16 protein-coding genes, 1 pseudogene and 1 CRISPR repeat array are annotated in these 22,829 nt (G+C 55.5%); of the genes and pseudogenes, 4 read left to right on the top strand and 13 right to left on the bottom strand.

What is annotated here, in order from left to right; genetic code table 11:
* Window positions 1-21 precede the first annotated feature (21 nt).
* On the bottom strand, window positions 22-825 hold the full coding sequence (locus ACAW74_RS10550) for a FecR family protein (protein ID WP_370698162.1): 804 nt from the start codon (window positions 823-825) through the stop codon (window positions 22-24).
* Between the two features lie 165 nt (window positions 826-990).
* Between ACAW74_RS10550 and ACAW74_RS10545 the strand changes: the two genes are divergently transcribed.
* Entirely contained in the window at window positions 991-2,025 is a 1,035-nt protein-coding gene (locus tag ACAW74_RS10545; protein ID WP_370698161.1) for a S66 peptidase family protein, read from the top strand.
* A gap of 88 nt (window positions 2,026-2,113) precedes the next feature.
* Here the strand turns inward: ACAW74_RS10545 and ACAW74_RS10540 are convergent, their stop codons facing one another.
* The 4 genes from ACAW74_RS10540 to uppS all read right to left on the bottom strand — a co-directional run bounded on the left by ACAW74_RS10540 (window position 2,114) and on the right by uppS (window position 6,974).
* A complete protein-coding gene (locus tag ACAW74_RS10540) occupies window positions 2,114-2,770 on the bottom strand; it encodes an OmpH/Skp family outer membrane protein (RefSeq protein WP_370698160.1) in 657 nt (218 codons plus the stop codon).
* A 31-nt stretch (window positions 2,771-2,801) separates the two neighbouring features.
* Entirely contained in the window at window positions 2,802-3,383 is a 582-nt protein-coding gene (locus tag ACAW74_RS10535) for an OmpH/Skp family outer membrane protein (RefSeq protein WP_370698159.1), read from the bottom strand.
* A 166-nt stretch (window positions 3,384-3,549) separates the two neighbouring features.
* Window positions 3,550-6,129, bottom strand: a complete 2,580-nt coding sequence (bamA, locus tag ACAW74_RS10530) for an outer membrane protein assembly factor BamA (RefSeq protein ID WP_370698158.1) — start codon at window positions 6,127-6,129, stop codon at window positions 3,550-3,552.
* 107 nt (window positions 6,130-6,236) lie between these two features.
* Complete coding sequence (gene uppS, locus ACAW74_RS10525) at window positions 6,237-6,974, bottom strand: undecaprenyl pyrophosphate synthase (protein WP_370698157.1); 738 nt, start codon at window positions 6,972-6,974, stop codon at window positions 6,237-6,239.
* Between the two features lie 324 nt (window positions 6,975-7,298).
* Here uppS and ACAW74_RS10520 point away from each other — a divergent pair, with 324 nt between their 5' ends.
* Both ACAW74_RS10520 and ACAW74_RS10515 read left to right on the top strand, forming a co-directional pair.
* Window positions 7,299-8,258 (top strand): fasciclin domain-containing protein, encoded by a 960-nt coding sequence (locus tag ACAW74_RS10520; protein ID WP_370698156.1) that lies wholly within the window; start codon window positions 7,299-7,301, stop codon window positions 8,256-8,258.
* Between the two features lie 8 nt (window positions 8,259-8,266).
* Window positions 8,267-8,704, top strand: coding sequence for a DUF1569 domain-containing protein (locus ACAW74_RS10515; RefSeq protein ID WP_370698155.1), 438 nt, complete (start codon window positions 8,267-8,269; stop codon window positions 8,702-8,704).
* A 92-nt stretch (window positions 8,705-8,796) separates the two neighbouring features.
* Here ACAW74_RS10515 and malQ read toward each other — a convergent pair.
* Window positions 8,797-10,308, bottom strand: a pseudogene (gene malQ, locus ACAW74_RS10510) (4-alpha-glucanotransferase); the annotation flags it as partial.
* Window positions 10,309-10,694: 386 nt separating this feature from the next.
* Between malQ and ACAW74_RS10505 the strand changes: the two are divergent.
* Window positions 10,695-11,945, top strand: coding sequence for a WD40 repeat domain-containing protein (locus tag ACAW74_RS10505; protein ID WP_370698154.1), 1,251 nt, complete (start codon window positions 10,695-10,697; stop codon window positions 11,943-11,945).
* Window positions 11,946-11,953: 8 nt separating this feature from the next.
* Here ACAW74_RS10505 and ACAW74_RS10500 read toward each other — a convergent pair whose 3' ends face one another.
* From ACAW74_RS10500 to cas1, 7 genes are all read right to left on the bottom strand, one after another.
* Window positions 11,954-13,618, bottom strand: coding sequence for a hypothetical protein (locus ACAW74_RS10500; RefSeq protein WP_370698153.1), 1,665 nt, complete (start codon window positions 13,616-13,618; stop codon window positions 11,954-11,956).
* 38 nt (window positions 13,619-13,656) lie between these two features.
* A complete protein-coding gene (locus tag ACAW74_RS10495) occupies window positions 13,657-15,921 on the bottom strand; it encodes a hypothetical protein (protein WP_370698152.1) in 2,265 nt (754 codons plus the stop codon).
* Between the two features lie 76 nt (window positions 15,922-15,997).
* Window positions 15,998-17,215, bottom strand: a complete 1,218-nt coding sequence (locus ACAW74_RS10490; protein ID WP_370698151.1) for a BatA domain-containing protein — start codon at window positions 17,213-17,215, stop codon at window positions 15,998-16,000.
* A 90-nt stretch (window positions 17,216-17,305) separates the two neighbouring features.
* On the bottom strand, window positions 17,306-18,169 hold the full coding sequence (locus tag ACAW74_RS10485) for a DUF58 domain-containing protein (protein ID WP_370698150.1): 864 nt from the start codon (window positions 18,167-18,169) through the stop codon (window positions 17,306-17,308).
* Window positions 18,170-18,356: 187 nt separating this feature from the next.
* A CRISPR array of direct repeats spans window positions 18,357-20,542; the repeat unit is 37 nt; unit sequence GTTTCAATCCAACTTATTATGGATTAGCTATTTGAAG.
* Window positions 20,543-20,737: 195 nt separating this feature from the next.
* Window positions 20,738-21,325, bottom strand: coding sequence for a CRISPR-associated protein Cas4 (gene cas4, locus ACAW74_RS10480; RefSeq protein WP_370698149.1), 588 nt, complete (start codon window positions 21,323-21,325; stop codon window positions 20,738-20,740).
* A 101-nt stretch (window positions 21,326-21,426) separates the two neighbouring features.
* Window positions 21,427-21,717, bottom strand: a complete 291-nt coding sequence (gene cas2 / locus ACAW74_RS10475; protein ID WP_370698148.1) for a CRISPR-associated endonuclease Cas2 — start codon at window positions 21,715-21,717, stop codon at window positions 21,427-21,429.
* Entirely contained in the window at window positions 21,714-22,763 is a 1,050-nt protein-coding gene (gene cas1 / locus ACAW74_RS10470; RefSeq protein ID WP_370698147.1) for a CRISPR-associated endonuclease Cas1, read from the bottom strand. Before cas1 ends, cas2 begins: the two co-directional genes overlap by 4 nt.
* Window positions 22,764-22,829: the final 66 nt, after the last annotated feature.

The raw sequence follows: 22,829 nt of genomic DNA, 5'->3' as shown, positions 1-22,829 counted from the left end.
AGAAAGGTTTTTGCTACTTAACTAACGTATTTCGCCACCAGCCACCGATACCATCTCGCCGGGGTTGAGCTGCCGCACCTGCTGATGACCCAACAGAAGGTTCAAATGACCCTCCCGCAAGGCTACATTTGTCTGGGCGTCGGTGTGGATAATTTTAAACGTCGTGCCCGTGGCTTCGGCCGTCAAATGTTCGGTATGTACCCGAAAAGCGTTGGTGACGCCCCCCGCCGGTGAGTTGACTACCTCAAACTCGGCCGTGCCGTCGAGCCAGACCGCGCGGGTCAGTTCGGTATGTACGCTGCCTTCGGCTGTGCTCTCTCGCGCAAAACCGCGTGGCGTAAAGCGCAGGCTGCTGTGTGGAAACAAACGTACGTGCGAACCGTCGGGCAGAAGGATGAGCCGGGCCTGTGTGGTGGTGGTGATGAGCCGCGAAGCTTCCTGCGTATATTGTTTATACACCGCCAGCCCCAGCAGCGACACAATGCAGGCCGTTGCGGCGATAGCCCGAACAAAATACCACCAGCCAATGAACCGACGTACCTCGGGCCGCAGGCTTCGCACCTCTTCCATGTCCTGTAGCGATCCCCGAATGCGCCGCCAGAGCGTATCGGCCTCATCGGGCAGCAGGGCGGGCAAGGACAGCGAGCTACTCGCGTGCAGGATCAACGAACGGGCCTGATCGAAGCGCGCCGACAAACGCGGCTGCTGATCGAGCAACTGTTGCCAGAAGGCCGCCACCTCTTCGTCGTCGGGGTGTTGCACCCAACGAACAAACAGGTCGTCCGCAGCCAATTCTTCGGCAGTATACAGCGCGTAAGGCTTCATTCAATGAAAAACAGACCGGCTTTTACCGGGTGGATATATGTTGCGAAAGGGCCGCAAAAATGCTTTCTACTTGACTCGTTTAAAAGGTATCTTTCTATGCCTATTATGCGGGTATAAACAGAAAATACCCTTCTTTTAGCGGCTATTTGTTATCTAAATCAAACTATGTTATCCCGCCGAACGCTGCTTAAATCGGCCTTGCTGGCTCCCCTGTGCAGCCAGTTGCCCAACGATGCCCAGCCCCAGCCACTACCCCTGCAAAAACCGCCTCGGCTGAAACCCGGCGACACCGTCGGCTTAGTGTGTCCGGCAGCCCCAGCATATAGCCGTGAACAGGTGCAGATTACCGTTGAGTCGTTACAGGCTCTGGGTCTGAAAACCCGGCTGGCCCCTCATTTCTATGACCGGTATGGCTATCTGGCGGGCCGGGATGCCGACCGGGCGGCCGATCTGAACGCTTTTTTCGCTGATCCGTCGATTCAGGCGGTGATGGCCATGCACGGCGGTTGGGGCTGTGCCCGCCTGCTGCCGCTGCTCAACTACGAACAGATGCGCCGCACCCCCAAAATTCTGATCGGCTACAGCGACATCACGGCCCTGCTGTTGGCGATCAACGCCAAAGCCGGACTGGCGACCATGCACGGCCCTGAGGGAGCGGCTACCTGGAACCGCTTCACCGTCGATTGGCTGAAACGGGTGTTGATGGATGGTGAGCCGGTGCTATTTCAGAACCCGACCGACAAAGGCGATACGCTCACGCAAACCCGGGACCGGATTACGACCCTGCACTCTGGCATAGCCCGTGGTCGACTGCTGGGCGGTAACCTGACGGTGTTGAGCCACCTCATCGGCACGCCCTACGTACCTGACTGGAAAGGGGCTATTCTATTTCTGGAAGATGTTCACGAAGAACCCTACAGCGTCGATCGAATGCTAACCCACCTTAAGCTGGCGGGCGTCCTGGAGCAGGTCGCGGGGGTAGTTTTCGGTAAATGTACCAAGTGCGAAACCGAGGGTAGTTACGGCTCACTTACGCTGGAAGACGTGCTGGCAACGTACCTGGAACCGCTGAACGTACCTGCGTTTTCGGGCGCGATGATCGGTCACATCGTCGATAAATTCACCATTCCGCTCGGCATCAACGCCGAAATCGACGCCACAAAAGGTACCATCCGCCTGCTGGAATCGGCAGTGGTATGAAAACGTTTGAGGTTTAAAGTTTAAGGTTTGACGTGCTCTCGACAGGCTAACGTCAAACCTTAAACTTTAAACCTCAAACGTTCAAAAGTTACTTCTTCGGAGCCGGGGTCGTCGCAGCGCCAGTGGTAGCACCGGCTGGCTTCGGTGTAACGCCCATTTTCTTCAGTACCAGATCCGAGATGTTGCCATCTTCGGGTGCGTACAGCAGGATAACGGCCGTACCGGCACCAGCGTCGAGGTTGAAGACGTGCGAATAGCCATTTTCTTTGGCCACGGCATCTACGTTCTTCTGGATTTTCTGCAATACCGGGCTAACCAAGTCCTGGTATTTCTTCTGCAAAGTGCCCTCGGCATTGCGCTGGAACTCCTGGAACCGCGTTTGCAGGCCTTGCAGCTCTTTTTCGCGGTCAGCCCGGATCACCTCCGACATCTGCTGAGCACCGGCTTCGTAGGCTTTATATTTATCTTCAAACTCTTTCTGAAGGCGCTTTTGCTCGTTTTCGAGTTGGGTGCGCTGGATCGTCAGTTGGTTTTGGATTTCTTTTGCTTCAGGAGCCTGCTGAAGCAGGTAGTCCATGCTGGTATATCCGATTTTAAGCGGAGTCGCGGCCGTTGCCCGGGGGGCAGAGGTCGTTGGGGCTGACGGAGCAGCCGTTACCGGCGTTGACGCCTGGGCTTGTGCCCGTGCGCTCAGGCCCCCCATTAACAGGGCTGCGCCAAGCGCCATGACCAGATTCTTTTTCATTCGACTGTGTATTGGATTGTTTAGTTAGGTTTTACTGCTTTTGCTGTTGAGCGGCGGTCGGTTTTGCGGGAGCCGCTTTCGCCTTCTGGCTGTCAGGGTCGAGGCCCAGCTCCTCCATCACGTAATCGGTATAATCGTGCTTAGGGTTGGTGTAAAGCATCATCATACCTTCGCTGGATTTATCGAACAGGAAATCAAGCTTACGCTGCGTGGCTACTTTATCGAGGACTCGCTGTACTAACTCCATTGGCACTTTCATGAGTTCCTTCTTTTTCTGGAACAGAAGGCCCTCATAGCCAAACACTTTGTTGTTGTATTCCCTTGCTTCGCGCTCCTTGTCGTTAATGACCCGCTGCCGCTCCCGTTTCATGTCGTCGGTCAGCAAAATCTCTTCGGCCTGGTAGGCGCGTTGCATTTTTTCAATCTCGGCCTGCTTATCCAGAATGTCTTTCGACCACCGGTCTGCAAATTGGTCGATTCCTTCCTGCGCCTTCTTGTATTCGGGTAATTTGCTGAATATGAACTCCATATCAACGTACCCAAACTTTTGAGCAACGGCTGGAACTGCTCCACCAATAAGCCACAAAGTTACTAAGAACAAACCCCTTTTCATAGTTGTGCGGGCGGCTGTCTGTTGGTTAGATGTGTTTAGGTAGAGAACGTTTAATGATGAGAAAAAATGTACAATGTATAATGAACGATGTACAATGGGCTAGCGCAGGAACAATTGTTGGCGCGTCAGCCCATTGTACATCGTTCATTATACATTGTACATTTTCCTACCGGAACTGCTGCCCGATGGTGAAGTGGAACTGACCGGTGCCTGCTTTCTGAACACCCGGGATTTCGTCGAAGCCCCAACCATAGTCGATACCGATCAGACCGAAGGCTGGCATGAAGATACGGGCACCCGCACCCGCCGAGCGGCGTAGGTCGAAGGGGTTATACTGCTTGTAGGTCGCCCAGTTGTTACCCGCTTCCAGGAAGCCCAGCACGAAGATCGTTGCCGATGGGTTCAGCGAGACCGGGTAGCGTAGCTCGGCCACGTACTTACTGTAAACCACCCCGCCCTGGTTGGCTTCGTTAGGAGAGGCCACGCGGTTGTTGTCAAGCGTCAGCACCCGGCGGTCGGGGTAACCGCGCAGACCGATGATGTCCTGCGCCAGCGCAAACTGTCCTTGCCCGGCCAAACCAGAACCACCCAATACGAACCGCTCAAACGGACCGATAGCCGTGCGCGAGTTGTAGCTGCCCAGGAAGCCCATGTGAGCGCGGGCGTTCAGTACAAACTTGCCCACTGCGGTTTGGAACCAGCTGGCATCGAACATCCATTTGTGGTACTCAACCCAGCGGTAGGGGTTCGCTGCATCGGGCTGGTAATCTTTCGACCGGAACACCGAATAAGGCGGCGTAAACGAGCCACTCAGCGTGAACGACGAGCCCAGACGTGGAAACTGCGGGTTGTCGATGCTGTTGCGTGAGAGCGTCGTATTGAACGTAAAGTTGTTCGAGACCCCGTTGCTATAGCCATTCCCGAAGATGTTCAGGTTGTTGAGGTCATACTGCTGATAAGTGATCGAGTTACTCAGCGAGAAATAATCATCGGGCACTTTCAACTGACGACCCAACCCCAGCGTAATGGCCGTGTTGGTATACGAACCGATGGGGACGGCACTACCCGACCCCCGGCTGTATAGATCGTAATAGTTGTATGACCGGTATACGGTATGGCTCAGGCTCACCGACAACGCGTTGGGCTTGCGACCACCCAGCCAGGGCTCTACAAACGACAGCGAGTAGGTCTGGAACTGCTTGCCATTGGCCTGGAAACGGATCGACAGCCGCTGACCATCACCGGCCGGAAGCGGGCGCCAGGCGCTCAGATTGGTGATGTTGCGGGCCGAGAAGTTGTTGAACGTAAGGCCCAACGTACCTACAAAGCCGATATAGCCACCCCAACCACCCGACAACTCGATCTGGTCATTCGGTTTTTCTTCGACGTTGTATTCAATGTCGACGGTCCCATCGGCCTGCGGAATCGGGTTGATCCCAATCTTCTCCGGGTCAAAATAACCGAGTGTCGAAAGCTCGCGCTGGGTACGTATGATGGCCGTCTTCGAGAACTTCTGACCCGGCAACGTCCTGATCTGGCGCATCACCACGTGATCCGAGGTCTTGGTGTTGCCGTTCAGGATGATGCGGTTGATGGTCGCCTGCTTGCCTTCGTAAATCCGAATGTCCAAGTCGATTGAATCACCCACCACGGCGCGCTCTACGGGTTCGGCGCGGTAGTAGAGGTAACCATCGTCCATGTAGAGCGAGCTCAGATCCTGGCCGGGGTTGCCGTTCAGTTTCTTATCCAGGTCTTCCGGATTGTAGACATCGCCTTTTCGAACGCCAAGTACTTCACGCAGCCGGTCGCTGGTATGCAGGTAGTTGCCTTCGAAATTAACATTCCGGTAGTAGTATTTTTTGCCTTCCGAGAGGGTTAGCTTAATGCCCACGGTACGTCCGCCGCTGTTGGCGATCGAGTCTTTCTCAATTACCGCATCGCGGTAACCCAGCTTGTTGTAGTAATCGACGACCTTGCCTTTGTCTTCCTCAAATTTCTTTGGTACAAACTTCGACGGCGAGAACACCCGGCCGAAGCGCATCTGCTTGGTGCCCTTCATCTTGCTGCGCAGGGCACTTTCTGCCACTTCTTCGCGTCCGGCAAACTCGATATCACTGATTTTTACCTTCTCACCCTTCGCAATCTGAATCCGCATGGTGGCGTTATTGCGGGTGCTATCGGGAATGGTCGTCACCTTCACTTTCGCGTTGAGGTAACCCTTCTCGATGTAGTACTTCTTCACCGCCAGCTGCGCATTCTTGATGTCGGTGTTGGTGATGATTTTACCACGCGTCAGCTTCACCTTGTCTTTGAGCGACTCCGATTCGCCTTTGCGGATACCAGCGTAGGTAATCTGGAACAGGCGCGGCCGTTCGTTGACTTTAAAGCGGAGCCAGAGGCTATTGCCTTCGACTTTGGTAGCCACCATTTCGGCGTCGTAGAGGAGCCCTGAGTCCATCAGCTTCCGAATGGCTGAACCCTGTGCTTCACCCGGTAGCCGAATTTTGTCGCCTTTCCGCAAACCTGTTAGCGAGAGCAACGAGTTTGGGTCGAGAAAGCGCGTTCCGCTGAGGGTAAGGCCCGCAATAGTGTATTCTTTGGGGTTGGCGTAATCGGTCAGGGTACTGGTCGGTGCGGGTTCAGCAGCAGCCGGTGCACCATAGCCTACGCGGACTTGTGCCCAGGCCCCTGTGGTGGCAGTGAGCGCTGCTGTCAGTAAAAGACCGGCACAGAGAAAGTGTTTCACAGAAATCAGTTTTCAGTTTTCAGTTTACCGTTTTCAGTTGCGCTGCTACCTGCTCAGCTAAATACGCTGGCGAAGCAACAGAGGACAGTGAACGGTAGACAGAGGACTCATTTTATAACTTGCTCAGACGTTTTTCCGAAGCGGCGTTCCCGTTTCTGGTAAGTCAGAATGGCTTCCCAGAGGTGTTCGCGACGGAAATCGGGCCATAGCACGTCGGGCATGTAGAACTCAGAATAGGCTAATTGCCAGAGTAGAAAGTTGCTGATGCGCATTTCGCCGCTGGTACGAATCATCAATTCCGGGTCGGGCATGCCACCGGTTGCTAAGTAGCTGCTGAATAGACCCTCATCGATGTCGCCAGGTTGGAATCGTCCTTGCTGTACTTCGGTAGAAATTCGCCGCACCGCCTCGATAATTTCCCAACGCCCGCTGTAACTGAGGGCGAGTGTGAGCGTCAGGCCGGTATTTTGCTCAGTGGCCCGGATGGCTTCCTGCAATTCACGCTGACAATCAGAGGGTAAGCTCTCTGTGTTGCCAATCGTGGCCAGGCGCACGTTGTTATCCATCAGGGTTTTGATCTCACCCCGAATCGTGTGGACCAACAGGGTCATCAGGGCGTCTACTTCCAGCTTGGGGCGGTTCCAGTTTTCGGTCGAAAAGGCGTAGAGCGTCAGGTACTTAATGCCCAGTTCGGCGCAGCCTTCTGTAGTGTCCCGAACGGCTTTAATTGCGTTCCGATGCCCGAACACCCGAGCGGCTCCCTGTTGCTTGGCCCACCGTCCGTTTCCGTCCATGATAACGGCGATGTGTTGGGGGAGATTGCTCGGGTCAATGTGGTCTTTCATTCAACCGATTGATTTTTAACAACTTTTAAGTAAGGCTGGCGACGTTTCCCAACGCCGCCTACCGGACTGCGAAGTTACACAACCCGTCAGCCGTTTCAAAATATACTAGTTGAGTAGGAAAAGGGTGATTGGTGGTCATTTGCCTTTGGCGTCACTAATAGTCATTAGGAGTCATTGGTTGTTCATTACCATGAATGACAACGAATGACAACTAAATGACGCGCAGCAAATGACAACCAATGATCATTAATGACAATCTGGCACACAAGTTGATTATACCTTTGCGCGTTACAACAGACAAGCAGTTCCCGTAATGTGTCTCTTATGAATCGTTTCGTACTCTCTTTTATCGTGCTGGTAGCATTGCTGGCTGGTTGCAAAAAAACCGATGATCCCACCAATGCGCAACCCAAGACAATCAGCGACTTACTGACCGAAACGCCGACCTTCTCGTTGTTGCGGGCGGCGGTGCAACAGGCGGGGATGGCCGATGCCCTCAAAGGCGCACAGCTGACGTTGTTCGCGCCGACTGATGATGCCTTTAAAGCCGCTGGGTTCAGCACGCCGGAGTCGTTTCAGAACGTTTCGGCCGATCAATTGAAAGCCATTCTGCGCTATCACCTGATTACGGGAGCTGTTTCGACCAAAACGCCGGAAGTAGCCGGGGCCACGAACGTAGCTGTCGAAGCAGGCGACAAGAAAATCCTTTTTGTAACGAATTCGGCGGATGGGCTCTTTGTAAACGGCACCCGCGTAACCCAGCCTGATCAGGTTGTAGCCAACGGGTTTGTGCACACGATCGGGAAAGTGCTGATGCCACCCGCAGCGGATGTGGTAAGTGCCGTGAAACTGCGTACCGATCTATCGTTGCTCTCAGCCGCCGTTGCCCGCGCCGCCACCGTCCGCCCCGACCTGCTGACGATTCTGAACGGTACGACGACCAACGCCAACCTGCGGCAGATCACGGTCTTTGCGCCGAATGATGCCGCCTTTGCCGCCGCTGGCTATCGCACGGTAGCCGACATCAATGCCGCCCCCGCTGCCACGCTGGCAAACATCCTGACCTACCATGCTGTTCAGGGGTACGTGTTCTCCAACCAGCTTAAGGTAGGGCAGCTCACTACGCTGAACAGCTCAGCCAACAACAAGATTACACTGGCACTGACCAATAATGCGCTGACGGTCAAAGGGAATAGCAACGCCGTCGCGGCTACGATCAAAGAAGCCGACATCGTAAGTGGCAACGCGGTCATCCATGTAATTGATCAGGTTTTGTTGCCGTAATTTGCGGCATGACCCTCACCGACCTTAGTAATCGTATCGCGCGCTTAACGCCTGAAAGCCAGCGGCTTTGGGGGAGTATGGGCGTAGGCCAGATGATGACCCACTGCACCGATCAACTGCGGATCGTGCTGGGCGAAAAAGATATGAAACTGCGCGGATCAGCCTTCACCCGCCTGCTGACGAAGTGGGTGGGGCTGTACCTACCTATGCGGTTGCCCAAAAACATGAAAACCATCGCGGAGCTTGACCCCAATCGCCCGCTGATGACCCAACCCACGGGCTTTGCCGACGATCGGGCAGCACTGCTAGCCGCCCTAAACCGACTCGGTAACGTACCTGAGAATCACCGGTTCGCACATCCCGTATTCGGCCTGCTCACCAAAGCCGAAGCCATCAAGCTGTCTGCTATTCACCTGGATCACCACCTGCGGCAGTTTGGGCTTTGAGGAATGAATAATGAATAATGTACGATGCACAATGGGGCTGACGCGAAATACACTGGCGTCAGCCCCATTGTGCATCGTACATTATTCATTCCTTACAATCTCCCTGTCATTTTGGTGAGGGCGAGCAGGTGTTCACTAACCTCGGTGGTAAGCTGACCGGGTTGGAGGCGCCATTGCCAGCTGTAACCACCCAGCCCCGGCGTATTCATGCGGTGATTTTCGTCCAGATTCAATAAATCCTGCACGGGCAGAATGGCCAACCGGGCCACCGACTGCATCGCCTGACGGGTGAGCAGCGGTACCACGTTTTCTTCCGTGACGGTGGTGCCCAGGTAGTCGTTCAGGCGCTGATGCAACTCGGGCTCGCCCTGACGGAACCAGCCCAGCGTGGTGTTGTTGTCGTGCGTGCCGGTATACACCACGTTGTTGAACGTGTGGTTGTGCACAATGTGCGACGAGGTAGACAGGTCGTCGCCATAGCCAAACTGCGCTACCCGCATACCCGGAATGCTGTAATGCGTCAGCAGCGGCTGAATTTCCGCCGACCGTGCGCCCAGATCTTCTGCAATCAGGGGCAACTGCACAAACTGCCGGTACATGGCCTGAATGAACGCTTCCGTGGGGGCTTTCACCCACGTACCTACCTTGGCCGTAGGCTCCGTCGACGGGATCTCCCAGTACATGTCGAAGCCCAAGAAGTGATCGAGGCGCGTGAGGCTGTAGAGCGACATCTGATGCCGTAGCCGCCGGATCCACCAGGTGAAACCCGTGCGTTCGTGTTCGGCCCAGTCGTAGATGGGGTTACCCCAACGTTGCCCATCGGCCGAAAAATAATCGGGTGGTGAGCCGGCAACGTACCTGGGCATGCCGTGTTCGTCAAGTTTAAACAGCTCCTTGTTGCCCCACACGTCGGCACTGTTTTGCTGCACGTAAATGGGGATGTCGCCGATGAAGTGAATCTTGCGCGTGTAGCAATACCGGATCAGGTCGTTCCACTGCTGATAGAACAGGTACTGCAACACCTTCACCACCGTAATCTCGTGCGCCAGCCGGTCGGTTTGGCTGGCTAGTTCGTCGGGATCGCGCCGAACGAGCGCATCCGGCCAGTTGGTCCAGACAGGTACGTTCAAATCCTGCTGAAGGGCCACAAATAGCGCATAATCGTCGAGCCACTCGGCCTGCCGGTAGCAAAACGAGTCGAAGCCCAGGCCGGCCGTAGTTAGTCCCTGCTCGATAAAGCATTCGGCCGCTTTGCGCAATAGTGGTTGTTTTTTACTCCAGGCCGTAGCCATCGAGGCCGGCGAACTTTGCCATTCGGCGCCCAGCACGGCCACATCTTCGGCGGGCAGCAGGCCCTGTTCAACCAGCCGGTCGAAACTGATCAGTAAGGTATTGCCTGCAAACGCCGAGGGGCTGCTGTAGGGCGAGAACCCCGCGCCGGGGTCGAGGGGTGTCAGAGGAAGAATTTGCCAGTACGTCTGACCCGACTGGGCCAGAAAGTCGGCGAAGCGGTAGGCCTCAGGCCCCAGATCGCCTACCCCGTGGGGCGAAGGCAGCGATGTGATATGGAGCAGTAGACCGCTCGAGCGAAGTTGAAGCATGAAAAGACGTTGAGTTAGAACGGATTCGGACGAAAAAGGCGCACGGCGTAATCACGCCGCCTACGCCCATCCCAGGCCAAACCAATTGTCACTGTCAACCGCTTAGCGTAGTAATTGGTTTTGGCTCCTTCGTATTCCCCTACTTCTTCTTTGGAAAGTCTAGCAATTCATAACACACAGATTCACAGCGCTCATTTTGGTAACATCACTTGAGTAGTATATGTCAGAACCGACCATAAACGAGGTTATGCTCACCTGAAAAGCGCTCAATCGGTGCTGTTTTTATTGGCTTCAGCAGCATACGATTGAGCCCTCTGAGCGCGTTAGGTAATCCGACCATGCCGATTATCTTTGTGGGTCACCTGAATTTTTAAATTCCCTTTCTAAACATGAAAAAAACCCATTTTCTGGCTGCGTGGCTGATGCTTGCCGCGGGTACAGGCTACGCGCAGTCGCCAGTTCAGTTCAATGCAAAAGCCATCGTAGCCATTTCCGATGCTGACCTGTCGGCCTCGGCTTTAGTCGACGGAAACCGGTACACCACGCCCGGCGTCCGTGATCAGCTTACCTACATTCAATTGCCGCTCAACCGAAACGGGCAGGGCATCGGTTCGGCCAACGTATCGAGTTCGATGGCGCTAACCGATAAGGTGCTGGCTGTCAGTAACAACGGTCGCGTTGGGTTCGTGATCGAAGGCCGGGGGCAACTAAGCGATAGCCTTTCCACGATCAAAGGCATCAACGACTTCGCGCCGAGCAACTACATGTTTATCGTAGACATGAGCGCCCCGCAAAAACCCGTAGTGAAATACCGCTTCCCGACGGGTACGGGCGGGCTGTCGGCCGTTGCGCTGGCTCCCAACGGTACGAGCCTGATCGTGGCGTCGGGCGAAGCTGGCAAAGAGATAAAAATGATCGACGTCGACGCCACGGGTAAACCCACGCGTGTGCTAACGGCTGGGTCACCTGTGCAGGGTGTTGCCATCACCGACGTGTCTTTCCACCCGGGCGGGCAGTTTGTCGCCTACACGACCGCCGCTGGCGAAGTGGGTCTGATGAAGTATGCCATCGACGAAAAGACGAAGAAGCCCTACGTGATTGCGCACGGTAAAGCAGTGAAAGTGGGGTCGCAACCCGGCTCGGGCAAGTTCACGCCCGATGGTAAGTATTTCATCATTGCTGACAGCAAAGACAACAAAGTGTTTGCCGTCGAATTCAGCACGGAAGACACGCCGGCCGACGCTAAAATCGCCTCGCAGGTGGCCGTGGGTGAAGCACCGGAAGCGCTGGCGATCAGCCCCGACGGTGCCACGGTGGCCGTTGTCAGCTCGTTGCAATCGGGTCAGCCGTTTACCAATGCGGCGGCTGGTAAGAGCGAAATCGCGCTGTTTGGCTTGCAGGGTGGGCAGTTGGCCGCTGGCAGCAAAACCACCGTCGACGGGATCATGCCGCAGGCGGTTGAGTTCGATAAATCAGGCGAGAATCTGGCCGTTGGCGTAGCAGAGTACATGGACTACGGCATGCGCAACGGTGGCATCGAATTCTACAAGGTGACGAAAGGAGCGCAACCCAGCCTCACCAAGCAACCCGGCCGCATCAGCGTAGCACGTGGTGTGCACGCCATCCGGGTGGTAAACTAGAGCGTACGCTACCCCAGCTTGGGTTCGACCCAGAGGCTGGCGAGCAACAGTAGCACGGCCATAAACCAGACCCAGTCGGGGATGGGCGTTTCCACAAAACGGGCCGTGCTGGGCCGATGCGTATCGTAGCGGCGATGGCTAGCAGTCATCGCCGCTATTTTTTTGCGCTGAGCCAACTGTGCCAGCGCTCCGGCCTGTGTCGGCGCGTATACGTACCCCGACAGTGTATCCTGAATAGATTGCCAGCCCGCCTGCATCGGGCGAACCAGACCGGCCCAAGAGCGGGCGTTGATGGGGGCGGGACGAAGCGCGAGGGTGTCCGCGCCCACGCGTAATGTGCTGGGTACGTTGGTTGGGTTGTTAAGCGTCAGGTACGTTGGCTGCTGTTGGATCAGTGGGGCACCGACGCCCATGTTGTTGACCGACGTAGGCTGCAACGGGGCCAGCAGACCGAGCCAGAGCCGGTCGTAGGTGGCGCTGTCGCCGCTCAGACGCAGGGGGAAGGTTTCGGTCAGCAGGCTCACGGCCACCCGGCTGGCCCCCGACTGCCCGGCGGCAGGCTGCACCATAACCGGGTAATTGCCAACGGGCAACGTACCCGGCGCGGGCACAAACCGGTAGGGGAGAGCCACCAATGAAGGCCCGACTTGCAGGCTGTCTTTGCCGGGAATCCGCCGGACCTGCCAGCGCGTCGACAGAGCCCGGTTGATGGCGGCAACATCGGTTTCGGGGCGGCTGAGGTTCAGCACCAATACGTTTTTGCCCGCCGCAACCGCCTTGCTCACCAGCGCGTTGCCAACGTTGGCCGGATCGGTAATGACCAGATCGGGCAGCGTGTTGGCACCTGTTGTAGGGGCGTTGATGGTCAGGGCGCTACCGATACCTTTCGACAGGGTGTTGGTGAGTTCAACGCGGTGCCCCTGCTGCCCCAGCCAGTTGGCGAGTGTGCGTGTTTCAAAGTCGGGGGCATCGAGCACAAACCGCACCCGTAGCCGGTCGAGCGGGCGAGCGACGAAACGGAGCGTGTCAAGTAAGGTATCGTCAAGCCAAAGAGTAAGGCTGGTCTGTCCCTGCGTGAAGACCGGGTAGCGTAGCAAAAACGTCCCGTTTGAACCAACGAGGCGGGTACTGTCGAGTTGTTGTTGACCATACCGCAACCGGAGCATACCTCCGTCGGCTGTCTGTAGCTGTCCCGAAACGGTCTGCAACTCGCCCCGCCGCACCACGCCTTGCCAGGTCAGCGCCTGGAGTTGGTTGGGTGCGTCGTAGGGAATCCAGTTGACCACCTGCCGGGCAAGCCGGGCTAACAGGGCGTCGGGGAACGTTTGGCCCAGCAACACTACCGTGTCAGTAGCTCCCCGAAAAGACCTGGCCCGAATGACTTCGCGCAGGTGGAGGCTATCGCGCACCCGATCGGCAGCCGCGCCAGGTACGTTGTCGGCAACGACCAGCACGCGCCCGGCCGGGAGTTGGGTGCGCCAGCGGGGCTGTACCGCCATCCCCAGTAGCACGAGCCAGAGTAAGCCATGCAACGCCAACCGAGTGGCCCGCCGGGTTGGTGATGCACCCTGTTGGCGACTGACTAAGCAGATCGGCAGTGCCAGCAACGCCAGCAACAGCAGGCCAATAATCCAGAACAATGGGGCAGTGTAGTCGATGGGGGGAATGGTCATTGCGGCGGGTAAGCGGGATCAAATAAGGCGTTGAGTGATTACAAATTGCGCCAGAAAGCTGCTTCCAGCGTTTTGTCGGCGGTGGCGGTGGGTCGCGTCGGGGTGGCGGGTCGGGTGCTGAAACCAGCCAGTTTGGTCTTCAGTTGCCCGATGGCTTCTGCCGACAGTCGCCGCCCGCTGGCCAGTTGCTGCAACTGACCCACTACGGCCCAGTTGTTGAGGCCACTTTGTAGCAGCGGGCCACTAAGCGCAGCGCTCAATGCGCTGACTGTCTGGCGCTGCGAAACCGATAACTGCGGTAACTCAACGTACCCGAGCACCTCGGCGATGAGCGTGGCCGTAGGTACGTTGCTGTACTGACGCGTCTGCCGGTGCTGGTTGTCTACCTTGCCCAGTTCGCCCGTCAGGCGGGTTTCTTTTTCTTTCAGCGGTGGCGGATCATACCCGCTTTTCTTGGCATAGGCCCGTGCTTTTTGCTGGGCAATTTTCAGGTATTCGAGCGCTTTCTGTTCGTAAGGACGGGCCTTTTCGGGCTCATACAGCCGCAAATGCAACTCCGACTGCCACATCTGTTCCAGCGCCATTTTCAACAGACTCCGCGTCGACTGTTCGTAGAAGGTATTCACCTCGCCATTGTCGTGGTTGTGCACGTACTGCTCCATCAGCGCGGCCAGTGGGTCCTGTTCTTCACCGAGCTTCTGCGGGCCGTGGTCGCCGTGGTCATGCCCGCCGTGGCCGTGCTCGTCTTCGTGTTCATGGGCCTCTTTGGGCGATTTTACGTCGCCGTTCGGGTCTTTTTCGCCACTATCATGTTTGTGCGAATACGCCTCGAGCAGATCGGCGTCGTTGTCGGGCAGCGGATCGTGGCCACCAATCTGATTCTCGAACTCTTCGCCGAGATATTGTCCATAGCGCAGGCGCAACACTTTCTGGTCAAATCCGATCTCATTCGATTCACTATTGAACGCCGCCTTGGTCATCCGCTTGCGTTTGGCAATCAGCTTGTCGGTATCGATGATGATCTGCCGCTGACTACGGAAGTATTCGGGCATCACGTTGACGGCCATCGTGGCCAGTTGGGCGTCGTCGGTGCGGGCTGTGTCTTTGAAGACGACAAAGTACGTGTCTGACTTGGTCAGTTGCGGTTCCGGGCGGTTCGCCGCTCCGATGCGGTTATCGAGGGCGGCCCAGTAGTAGTACAACTCATCGCCGGGCGCAAAACCGAGCTTCGCCAAGTCAAGCGTATGGCCTACTTTCGCTCCCTTGAAGGGCCGCGTTGCCACGGGAAAGCGCGTTTCCCGAAACTTCACGTTTTCACCCGAACCCCGCGCCAGCGTAGCCACGATGTAGGCTCCCTGCACGCGGAAATCGTCGGAAATCTGGGCATCGACGCTTAATAGCGTGGGGTCGCCGAGCTTGTGGAAGCGGTAGAGGGTTTTGGCCGACGGTCGGATCACGGGCGGCGCGTCGGGGCGGGCTTCGAGCCGGTAAAAATCAGACTGGTACACGAGCGAATCACGTCGCGCCGGGGTGGTCCAATAGGCCCGCAACGCATACAGACCCGAATTGAGCACCCGATCCTGGTAGGTGAAGGCGTCGTTTTGGCGCGAAAAAAGCAGTTCATCGCCCCGACTGTTCACGAGCATAACCCGAACCCCGGCAGTCTGGCTCAACTGTACCGTCCAGCGCAGCACCGACCCGACATAGGCCGTTACGTTCAGATCGCTGGAGGTGCGTTGGGGGAGCTCGGTGTAGGCGGGCGGTTGAATGCTCAGTCGGGCCGATTCAAACGTGGGGGGCACTGCGCTGGCGGGCTGTGGTTTTCCACCCACGGCCTGTTGCTGACTATGGGCACCCGCAGATTGTTGGGCGGGGCCCGATGGCCAGTTGCTGGCCACCAGAAACACGGCCAGCGCTGCCGCGAAAAGGAGCGCATACGGCCGCAGATTTTGCAGGCCAACAAACGGACGGGGTAACTGTGCCGCCTGTTGGGCCAGCCGCTCCAGCTGAAGCTGCTCGGCCAGATTAAGGTCGGGTTTATTCAGCAAGGGCAGGCTGTATTCGGTATCGTCCAGCGAGCGGTGAAGCAGGCCAATCGCCACGTCGCGCTGTGGCCGAAAAGCCCCCAGCTGCCACGCGGCTACCCCCGCGACCACCAGCCCACCGACAACGGCGAGGCTAAGAGCAACGGGGAGTAATGCTACCAGAAAACCCGCCGCCAGCCCGATCAGCAAGCCTTTCAGCAGCCCATTGAGCCGCAGCTGCGCACTGGTTGACTGAATCAGTTGATGAAGTTGTTGCATCCTGTTTTGCGCAGAGGCTACCCTGCTTTCTACATTCAGCCAAAGACTGCCTTTGGCCGTAAAATCGTCGGTTGTATTATACCCCGCGGCGCAACGCCCACCAGCGTTCGGCGAGGAGCAAGCTTAAAAATAACACCAGCAAGCCGGTCTGTAACGTATTTCTGGGATGGGCGGCAAGCGAAGCCGTCGCGGTTGCGTTGGCCGACAGCGTTGGCGTGGGCACAAACAGACCCGCGAAGGCCTGCTGCGATAAGGGCGCAGGGCCAGCCGTTAGCCCCAGCGACATGGCCAGGGTATTGCCCAACTGTTCGGGAAGCAGCCCATTGGCAACCAGCGGGTTGACAGTGGTGAGCGGGCGGGCCAGGTACGTTACGGCGGGGTCGTCGGCCTGGGTGATCGGTGCGGTGGTCAGATAAACCGTACCGGGGTTGGGCTGGCGAACCGGCTGTTCGGTCAATACCCAGCCATACGATTTATTGGCAACCGGCTGCTCGTCGATCAGGAACGTAAGGCCATAGGTCGCCGTGAGCGCCGCCAGCGCTGCCCGTACCGTGCGGCGTTCGTCGGGCTGACGAAACTGGATCAACACCGGCAACGGGGCCGTCGCCACTACCCGCTGATTTGCGGTTTTCTGCGTCAGTGACGCGAGTCGCCCTTGGCTATCTAGTCCTAGAAAACGCCCCGATGCCAGCGCCACTACCCGGTCTGCCGTAGGGGCTGCGGCCCGTACCGGCAGGGCATGGAGCACAAAGCCGGTGGGTACGTTGATGGGCGGCGCATCAGTCCAGGTAACTGTGTTGCGCAGGTACAGATGCAACCGGGTTTGCGGCGATTGGAACTGCTCGATAGCCGCCTGCACGGTCAGCGGATTCAGCGCGGCGGTCGCCCGGTCGGCGCTCGGCAACGTACCCAGCTCGTCGATGGGCGTAGGCGTATCGGTGACCCAGACCAACTGATCGCCGCGCTGCCGGGCTTGTTCCAGTTCAAACTTGAAAGCATCAACCACCTGCCGATTCGGCTCGACCAGATGGATGGCGCCCTGTTTGGTGGTGCCGGTCTGTGGCAGTTCGGGCCGGGCCAGCAGCAACGCCAACACGATCAGGAGCAGGCACCGCAGCAGCAGTAGCCACAGATTATCGAACCGAAAACCACGTTTAGGGGGCTGATTGGGCGTTTCGAGCCAGCGCAACATGGCCCACGGCATAGGTTGTGCCTGTTGCTGATGCCAGAAGTGCAGCGCAATCGGTACGGCCACCGCCAGCATTCCCCAAAGCAACCCCGGATTCTGAAACATGGTGTTTGGCGTGTAAGGTTTGGCGTTTGATGTTTAAGGTTTGACGTTAGTTGTAAACGTCAAACCTTAAACATCAAACAAGTTTGGTTTTCACCCCAGTAACTCCCGCAGGACCAGCGCCGGCGGGTCGGTCAGCAGAGCCCGAACGCGGCGGAGATGAGGGAGGGTCAATTGTGTATCCAATTGAGCAAAGTAGGCCGTGGCGGCGTCACGTACCTGCGCCCGTACCGCCTCGGCCTGCACTTCGACGGTTTGGTTTGTTTCCAGGTCCTGAAACTGATAGAAACCCGACAGCGTGAAGTCGACTTCCTGTTGCCCCAGCACCTGTACCAGCAAGATTTCGCGGCGGGGCGAAGCGGCCTGCCGGAGCAGCGCCAGCCATTCATCGTTGAGCTGAAGGAGATCGGACACCAGTACCAGCAGCTCCGACTGACGACGTTGCAGTTCGGGGAAGCCCGCCGTGTGTTCGGGCCATCCACCCGACGCCGACACGCCCGCCAACGTACCCAGCACCTTCTGGAACGCCTGCTTGCCCGCCGGGACCAGCGCCTCGATTCGCCCGTCGCGGACGCCGTAGAGGCTGATAGGGTCGCCCTGTCGGTTGGCAATGTAAGCCAGTGACGCCAGCAACACCTTGGCATAGTCGAGCCGCCGGACGCCGCCTTCCTCGTAGTTCATCGACCCCGACAGGTCGAGCAGCAACCGAACCTGTCGGCTGCTTTCGGCTTCCGACTCGCGCACCAGATGCTTGCCCGTCTGGGCATAGCGTTTCCAGTCGATCAGGCGCGGGTCATCGCCGGGCTGGTACGTCCGAAACTGCGCAAACTCAACACCCGCGCCGTTGCGGCGACTGTGGTGGAGCCCCAGCGTGGTTTCGTCGCTGAGCAATTGCCCCACCAGCGGCAGGTTATTGAGGCGAATGAGGTCGAGAGCGGTCGTTGCGGTTGTTGACACGAGACGCGGCGGTTATCTTTTCAAATCTACAAAGCAACCGCTGAGCAACTACCGCGACGAGGGATGATCTGACTGATAAACCCGAAATCCAAGCTGTAGGCTAATTCCTTCCGGGTATAATCCAAATGGAGAGGAGTTCCCAGATTAAATCCTGACTAGAGGCTGCATGGCCCAATAATCAAGCTGTCTTCCCATCCAACTTTCTCTGGATTAGCTATTTGAAGCCCGCAGACTATAGGCAGTAGCGGCCGTCAGGTTGCTGTTTCAATCCAACTTATTATGGATTAGCTATTTGAAGTGCCCACGCGATACTTGAACGATGAACCCTGTAGCTGGGTTTCAATCCAACTTATTATGGATTAGCTATTTGAAGGGGGATACCATGCCCGGCTTGCCCCTCGTTTATATGTTTCAATCCAACTTATTATGGATTAGCTATTTGAAGATGATCTGCGATTTCCGCCAATTCCACACGTGGTCGTTTCAATCCAACTTATTATGGATTAGCTATTTGAAGGCCGCCTAGTCCGTTGGGGTGCTGACCTGTTGGGCGGTTTCAATCCAACTTATTATGGATTAGCTATTTGAAGTCCTGAAGGGCCGGACAGCCCCGAAACGACTGATCCGTTTCAATCCAACTTATTATGGATTAGCTATTTGAAGAGCGCCGATAAACGACGGTTGTTCATCGTGCTCGAGTTTCAATCCAACTTATTATGGATTAGCTATTTGAAGCTGAACGCGGGCGTGGTTACGCTGGGCTGAAATACGGTTTCAATCCAACTTATTATGGATTAGCTATTTGAAGCGTATTGTTTCCAGGTATCGGTTTTACGCATTGCCGGTTTCAATCCAACTTATTATGGATTAGCTATTTGAAGCTTAAAGGAGAACTTTAGTTTAGTCGCCATTTGCACGTTTCAATCCAACTTATTATGGATTAGCTATTTGAAGTTTGGCAATTTGACTGATTTTATATGGCGCGATGATCGTAGTTTCAATCCAACTTATTATGGATTAGCTATTTGAAGAATTATAGTAGCCCGCGCCGCTTATGTCGATGCTATGTTTCAATCCAACTTATTATGGATTAGCTATTTGAAGTTTGCCGGGTCGGGCGTCAATCCCCACGGATCGGGTTCAGCAAGTTTCAATCCAACTTATTATGGATTAGCTATTTGAAGTAGGTTGGGATCGGTGGCCATATCAATCGAATCAACCCAGTTTCAATCCAACTTATTATGGATTAGCTATTTGAAGTTGCATAAGTCATTGATAGCGTGTATCTTATGGGTAGAGTTTCAATCCAACTTATTATGGATTAGCTATTTGAAGCTGAGTGCAGCACAGGTGGATTAGCGCGGCTTGAAGTTTCAATCCAACTTATTATGGATTAGCTATTTGAAGCTATGCCCCGCTACAGGATCAAGTTCGAGTTCTACGGGTTTCAATCCAACTTATTATGGATTAGCTATTTGAAGGTTTGTTTGGTTACTGCTTTATCCTCCTATAAGATACGGTTTCAATCCAACTTATTATGGATTAGCTATTTGAAGCATGCCCGTGCTCAGCAGGCACATGGCGGATAGAATGTTTCAATCCAACTTATTATGGATTAGCTATTTGAAGGGTGGGCTTTCGCAACCCAATTACCATCAGCAACTCACGTTTCAATCCAACTTATTATGGATTAGCTATTTGAAGATGGCCGTACCGGCTCCCAGCTGGGTAGGCGTCGGGCCAGCCGGTTTCAATCCAACTTATTATGGATTAGCTATTTGAAGAAAAAGATCGTATACGGCGGTGAATATGGGATAGAGGTGTTTCAATCCAACTTATTATGGATTAGCTATTTGAAGCGTTCCATTTACCCCGATTGCCCCCGAAGATCAGCTGTTTCAATCCAACTTATTATGGATTAGCTATTTGAAGATGTGCTTTGCTTTCTGCTGATAATGCTGATCATTAGGTTTCAATCCAACTTATTATGGATTAGCTATTTGAAGTTAGTGCCAATGGTCAGCATGACAAACCGGGGCTTGAGTTTCAATCCAACTTATTATGGATTAGCTATTTGAAGACGAACAGGTAACGCAGGTTACCATCGGGCAGATACGGTTTCAATCCAACTTATTATGGATTAGCTATTTGAAGTGTTGCCGCTACCGTTACCGACCCCGACAGTTTATAGCGTTTCAATCCAACTTATTATGGATTAGCTATTTGAAGTCAAAACGCCGTTCGCGACGAATACGATCGCCAGCGTTTCAATCCAACTTATTATGGATTAGCTATTTGAAGCCTACAACCGGATTACTGCCCGGATTGCCGGGGTGGTTTCAATCCAACTTATTATGGATTAGCTATTTGAAGCCGTCTGGTTTGCTAACGCATTGCTATTCAGTACACTAGGCCTGATTTGCCAGCGCTCTTTTTTGTAAATCAGCGGGTCAATGAACGGGTTATTTAGGCTTTTTTTACTCATTTTCCGAATATGTAACTATCTGTTTCCGAATGAGTTAGTCCTTGTTTTGAGGCTTGCCGTTATACAAAGCTGCCCGGATACGCTTATTTGATACAAACATTACGGTATGTGCAAGTTACGCAACGCGCTTTTGCCTTGGTAGGCTTCGGGAAGAAATTACGGTCGATGATTGAAAAAATAGCGTCGGCGGCTCGTTGCACGTCGTCCTTATTGTCAGTAGAGATAGGAATCTCCACTACCCGGTTGTTGCTGCGCGTATACACCAGAAATCCCCGATCGACGGGCGCGTTGAAATTGCTTTCGATCAGCCAGGCATAACAATACAACTGCGTCTCGTAGGTCGTATACACCCGCGCCTTGTACTCGGCAAACTTGTAATCGAGCGGGGCCATCGACCCATCGCCGAACACCAGCACCTCATCTACAATACCCCGAATCAGCGCATTGCTCAGATACTGGTCCAGGTGCTTGCCCGTCAGGGGCGCCCCGGGACGTCCCAGCCGCTTGCGGAGGTAATCTTTGTTGCGTTCGAGGCGTTCGTCGTGCAGGTGGCGGCCCCGCATCACTTTGTAGTTGGTGTCTTCGTGCTGTGGAATGCGCAACACATACTCGAAGTAGGTAAACCTCGGGCAGAATAGGTACTCGATTATGTGTGACGGGGTAAGGGTCATGGGGTAAGGGTCATGGGGGAGGGGCGTGGGGGGGGGGGGGGGGGGGGGGGGGCGTAGGGCTGGAGTAGCGGAGCATTGTACCCCACGCCCCCAACCCCACGCTAAAAAAACAACGCTCGGATCTCGTCGGTGACTAGTTTTCGGTCGAAAGCCTGCCCCAGTAGGGCCGTCTGCTGCAACTCGCCTTTGCTCATCGGGAAGATATACACCCGGTCGGTGTCGGGGTCGATGAGGTCTTCGAGTTGCAGTTGCAGCGTGTCGCGCTGATTGGGCGTCAACGTACCCAGAAAGCATGAAAACTGCACCCGGTAGAGCCCTGCCTGCTGGCAGTATTTGGCCGCCTTTGTCCGCGACTTGTCTTTGACGATATCGTATAAAACCCAGATAATCATAGTGTCAGCAGGTCGGGAGTGCCGCCGGTTTTCCCGATCAGTTCATTGGCAAACTGGTGGGCATCGAGCTGAATACAGTGGCTGCGGGTGAGGTTGCGGCCCCGGTATCGGATGGGGTCGTTATCCAGAAATTCGTTGAAGGCGTTTACCAAGAGTGCCTTCCCGTCGGCATTGAGGCTGTAGCCATTTTTGCTGCCCGATACCTCACCGACGTGGCTTTTGTTGACTTTCTTGGCCGAAAACAGCCGAAAAACCACTTCGTCGGCAAAACCCCGGTAAGGCTCGATGAAGTCATACACCATACTGAGCTGATTGTAGTCGTCGCGGTGCAGAAAACCCACGTAAGGGTCCAGCCCGGCGAGCATCAGCGTTTTCTCGACCTTGCCATACAGCATGCCGTAGGCGTAATTCAGGAAGGCATTGAAGGCATCCTGCGCCGGTCGGCTGCTGCGCCCGCTGAACCGATATTCGTTGGGCAGCACGTAGCTCAACGTTTCGAAATAGAGCCGCCCGGCCGTTCCTTCCAGTCCTCGCAACGAATCGGCCACGTCGGCTACGCACAGCCCCGGCCCATCCGACGTACCCGCCAGCGTGCTGATCGACAGCGAAAGGGCGTCCAGCCGGGTCAGTTTATCGTCGAGAAAATCGGCATGCTGGGGGCGGTGCTTTTTCAGGCTGCGGATAAACCCTCCCTGCTGCTCCAGCTTGGCCAGCAGCCAGGAACGTACCCAGCGCAGGCCATCGGGCCCCAGGCTCGCCTCCAACTGCCGTTTTCTAATTTTGGTTGTGCTGCCCAGCTTCGCATGCCACACCCGCCCCAGCGGATCGCCGTCGCGTTCCAGAAACACAATATCGACGTTGAATCGCATGGCTAACTTCACGGCGTCGGTGCTCAGCGATGTACCCGTAGCCAACAGAATATGCGTCACTTTCTCGGCCGAATAGGTCGCACTGATCACCCGGCCGTCGTTGCCCTTCCGGCGCACATCGAACATAGCGTCTTTCACGTGCAGGTACGTACCGTAAGTGCTGATGTGGAGTTGCATAGGTCAATGCACAATGAATAATTAAAAATGTATGATGAAGAATAGTTGAATAGAAAGAAGGCTGAT

It is taken from the genome of Fibrella musci (assembly GCF_041321105.1).
Classification (GTDB): Bacteria; Bacteroidota; Bacteroidia; order Cytophagales; family Spirosomataceae; genus Fibrella; species Fibrella musci.
Note: the sequence above shows the minus strand (reverse complement) of the source record. Positions and strands in the feature narration are given on the sequence as shown.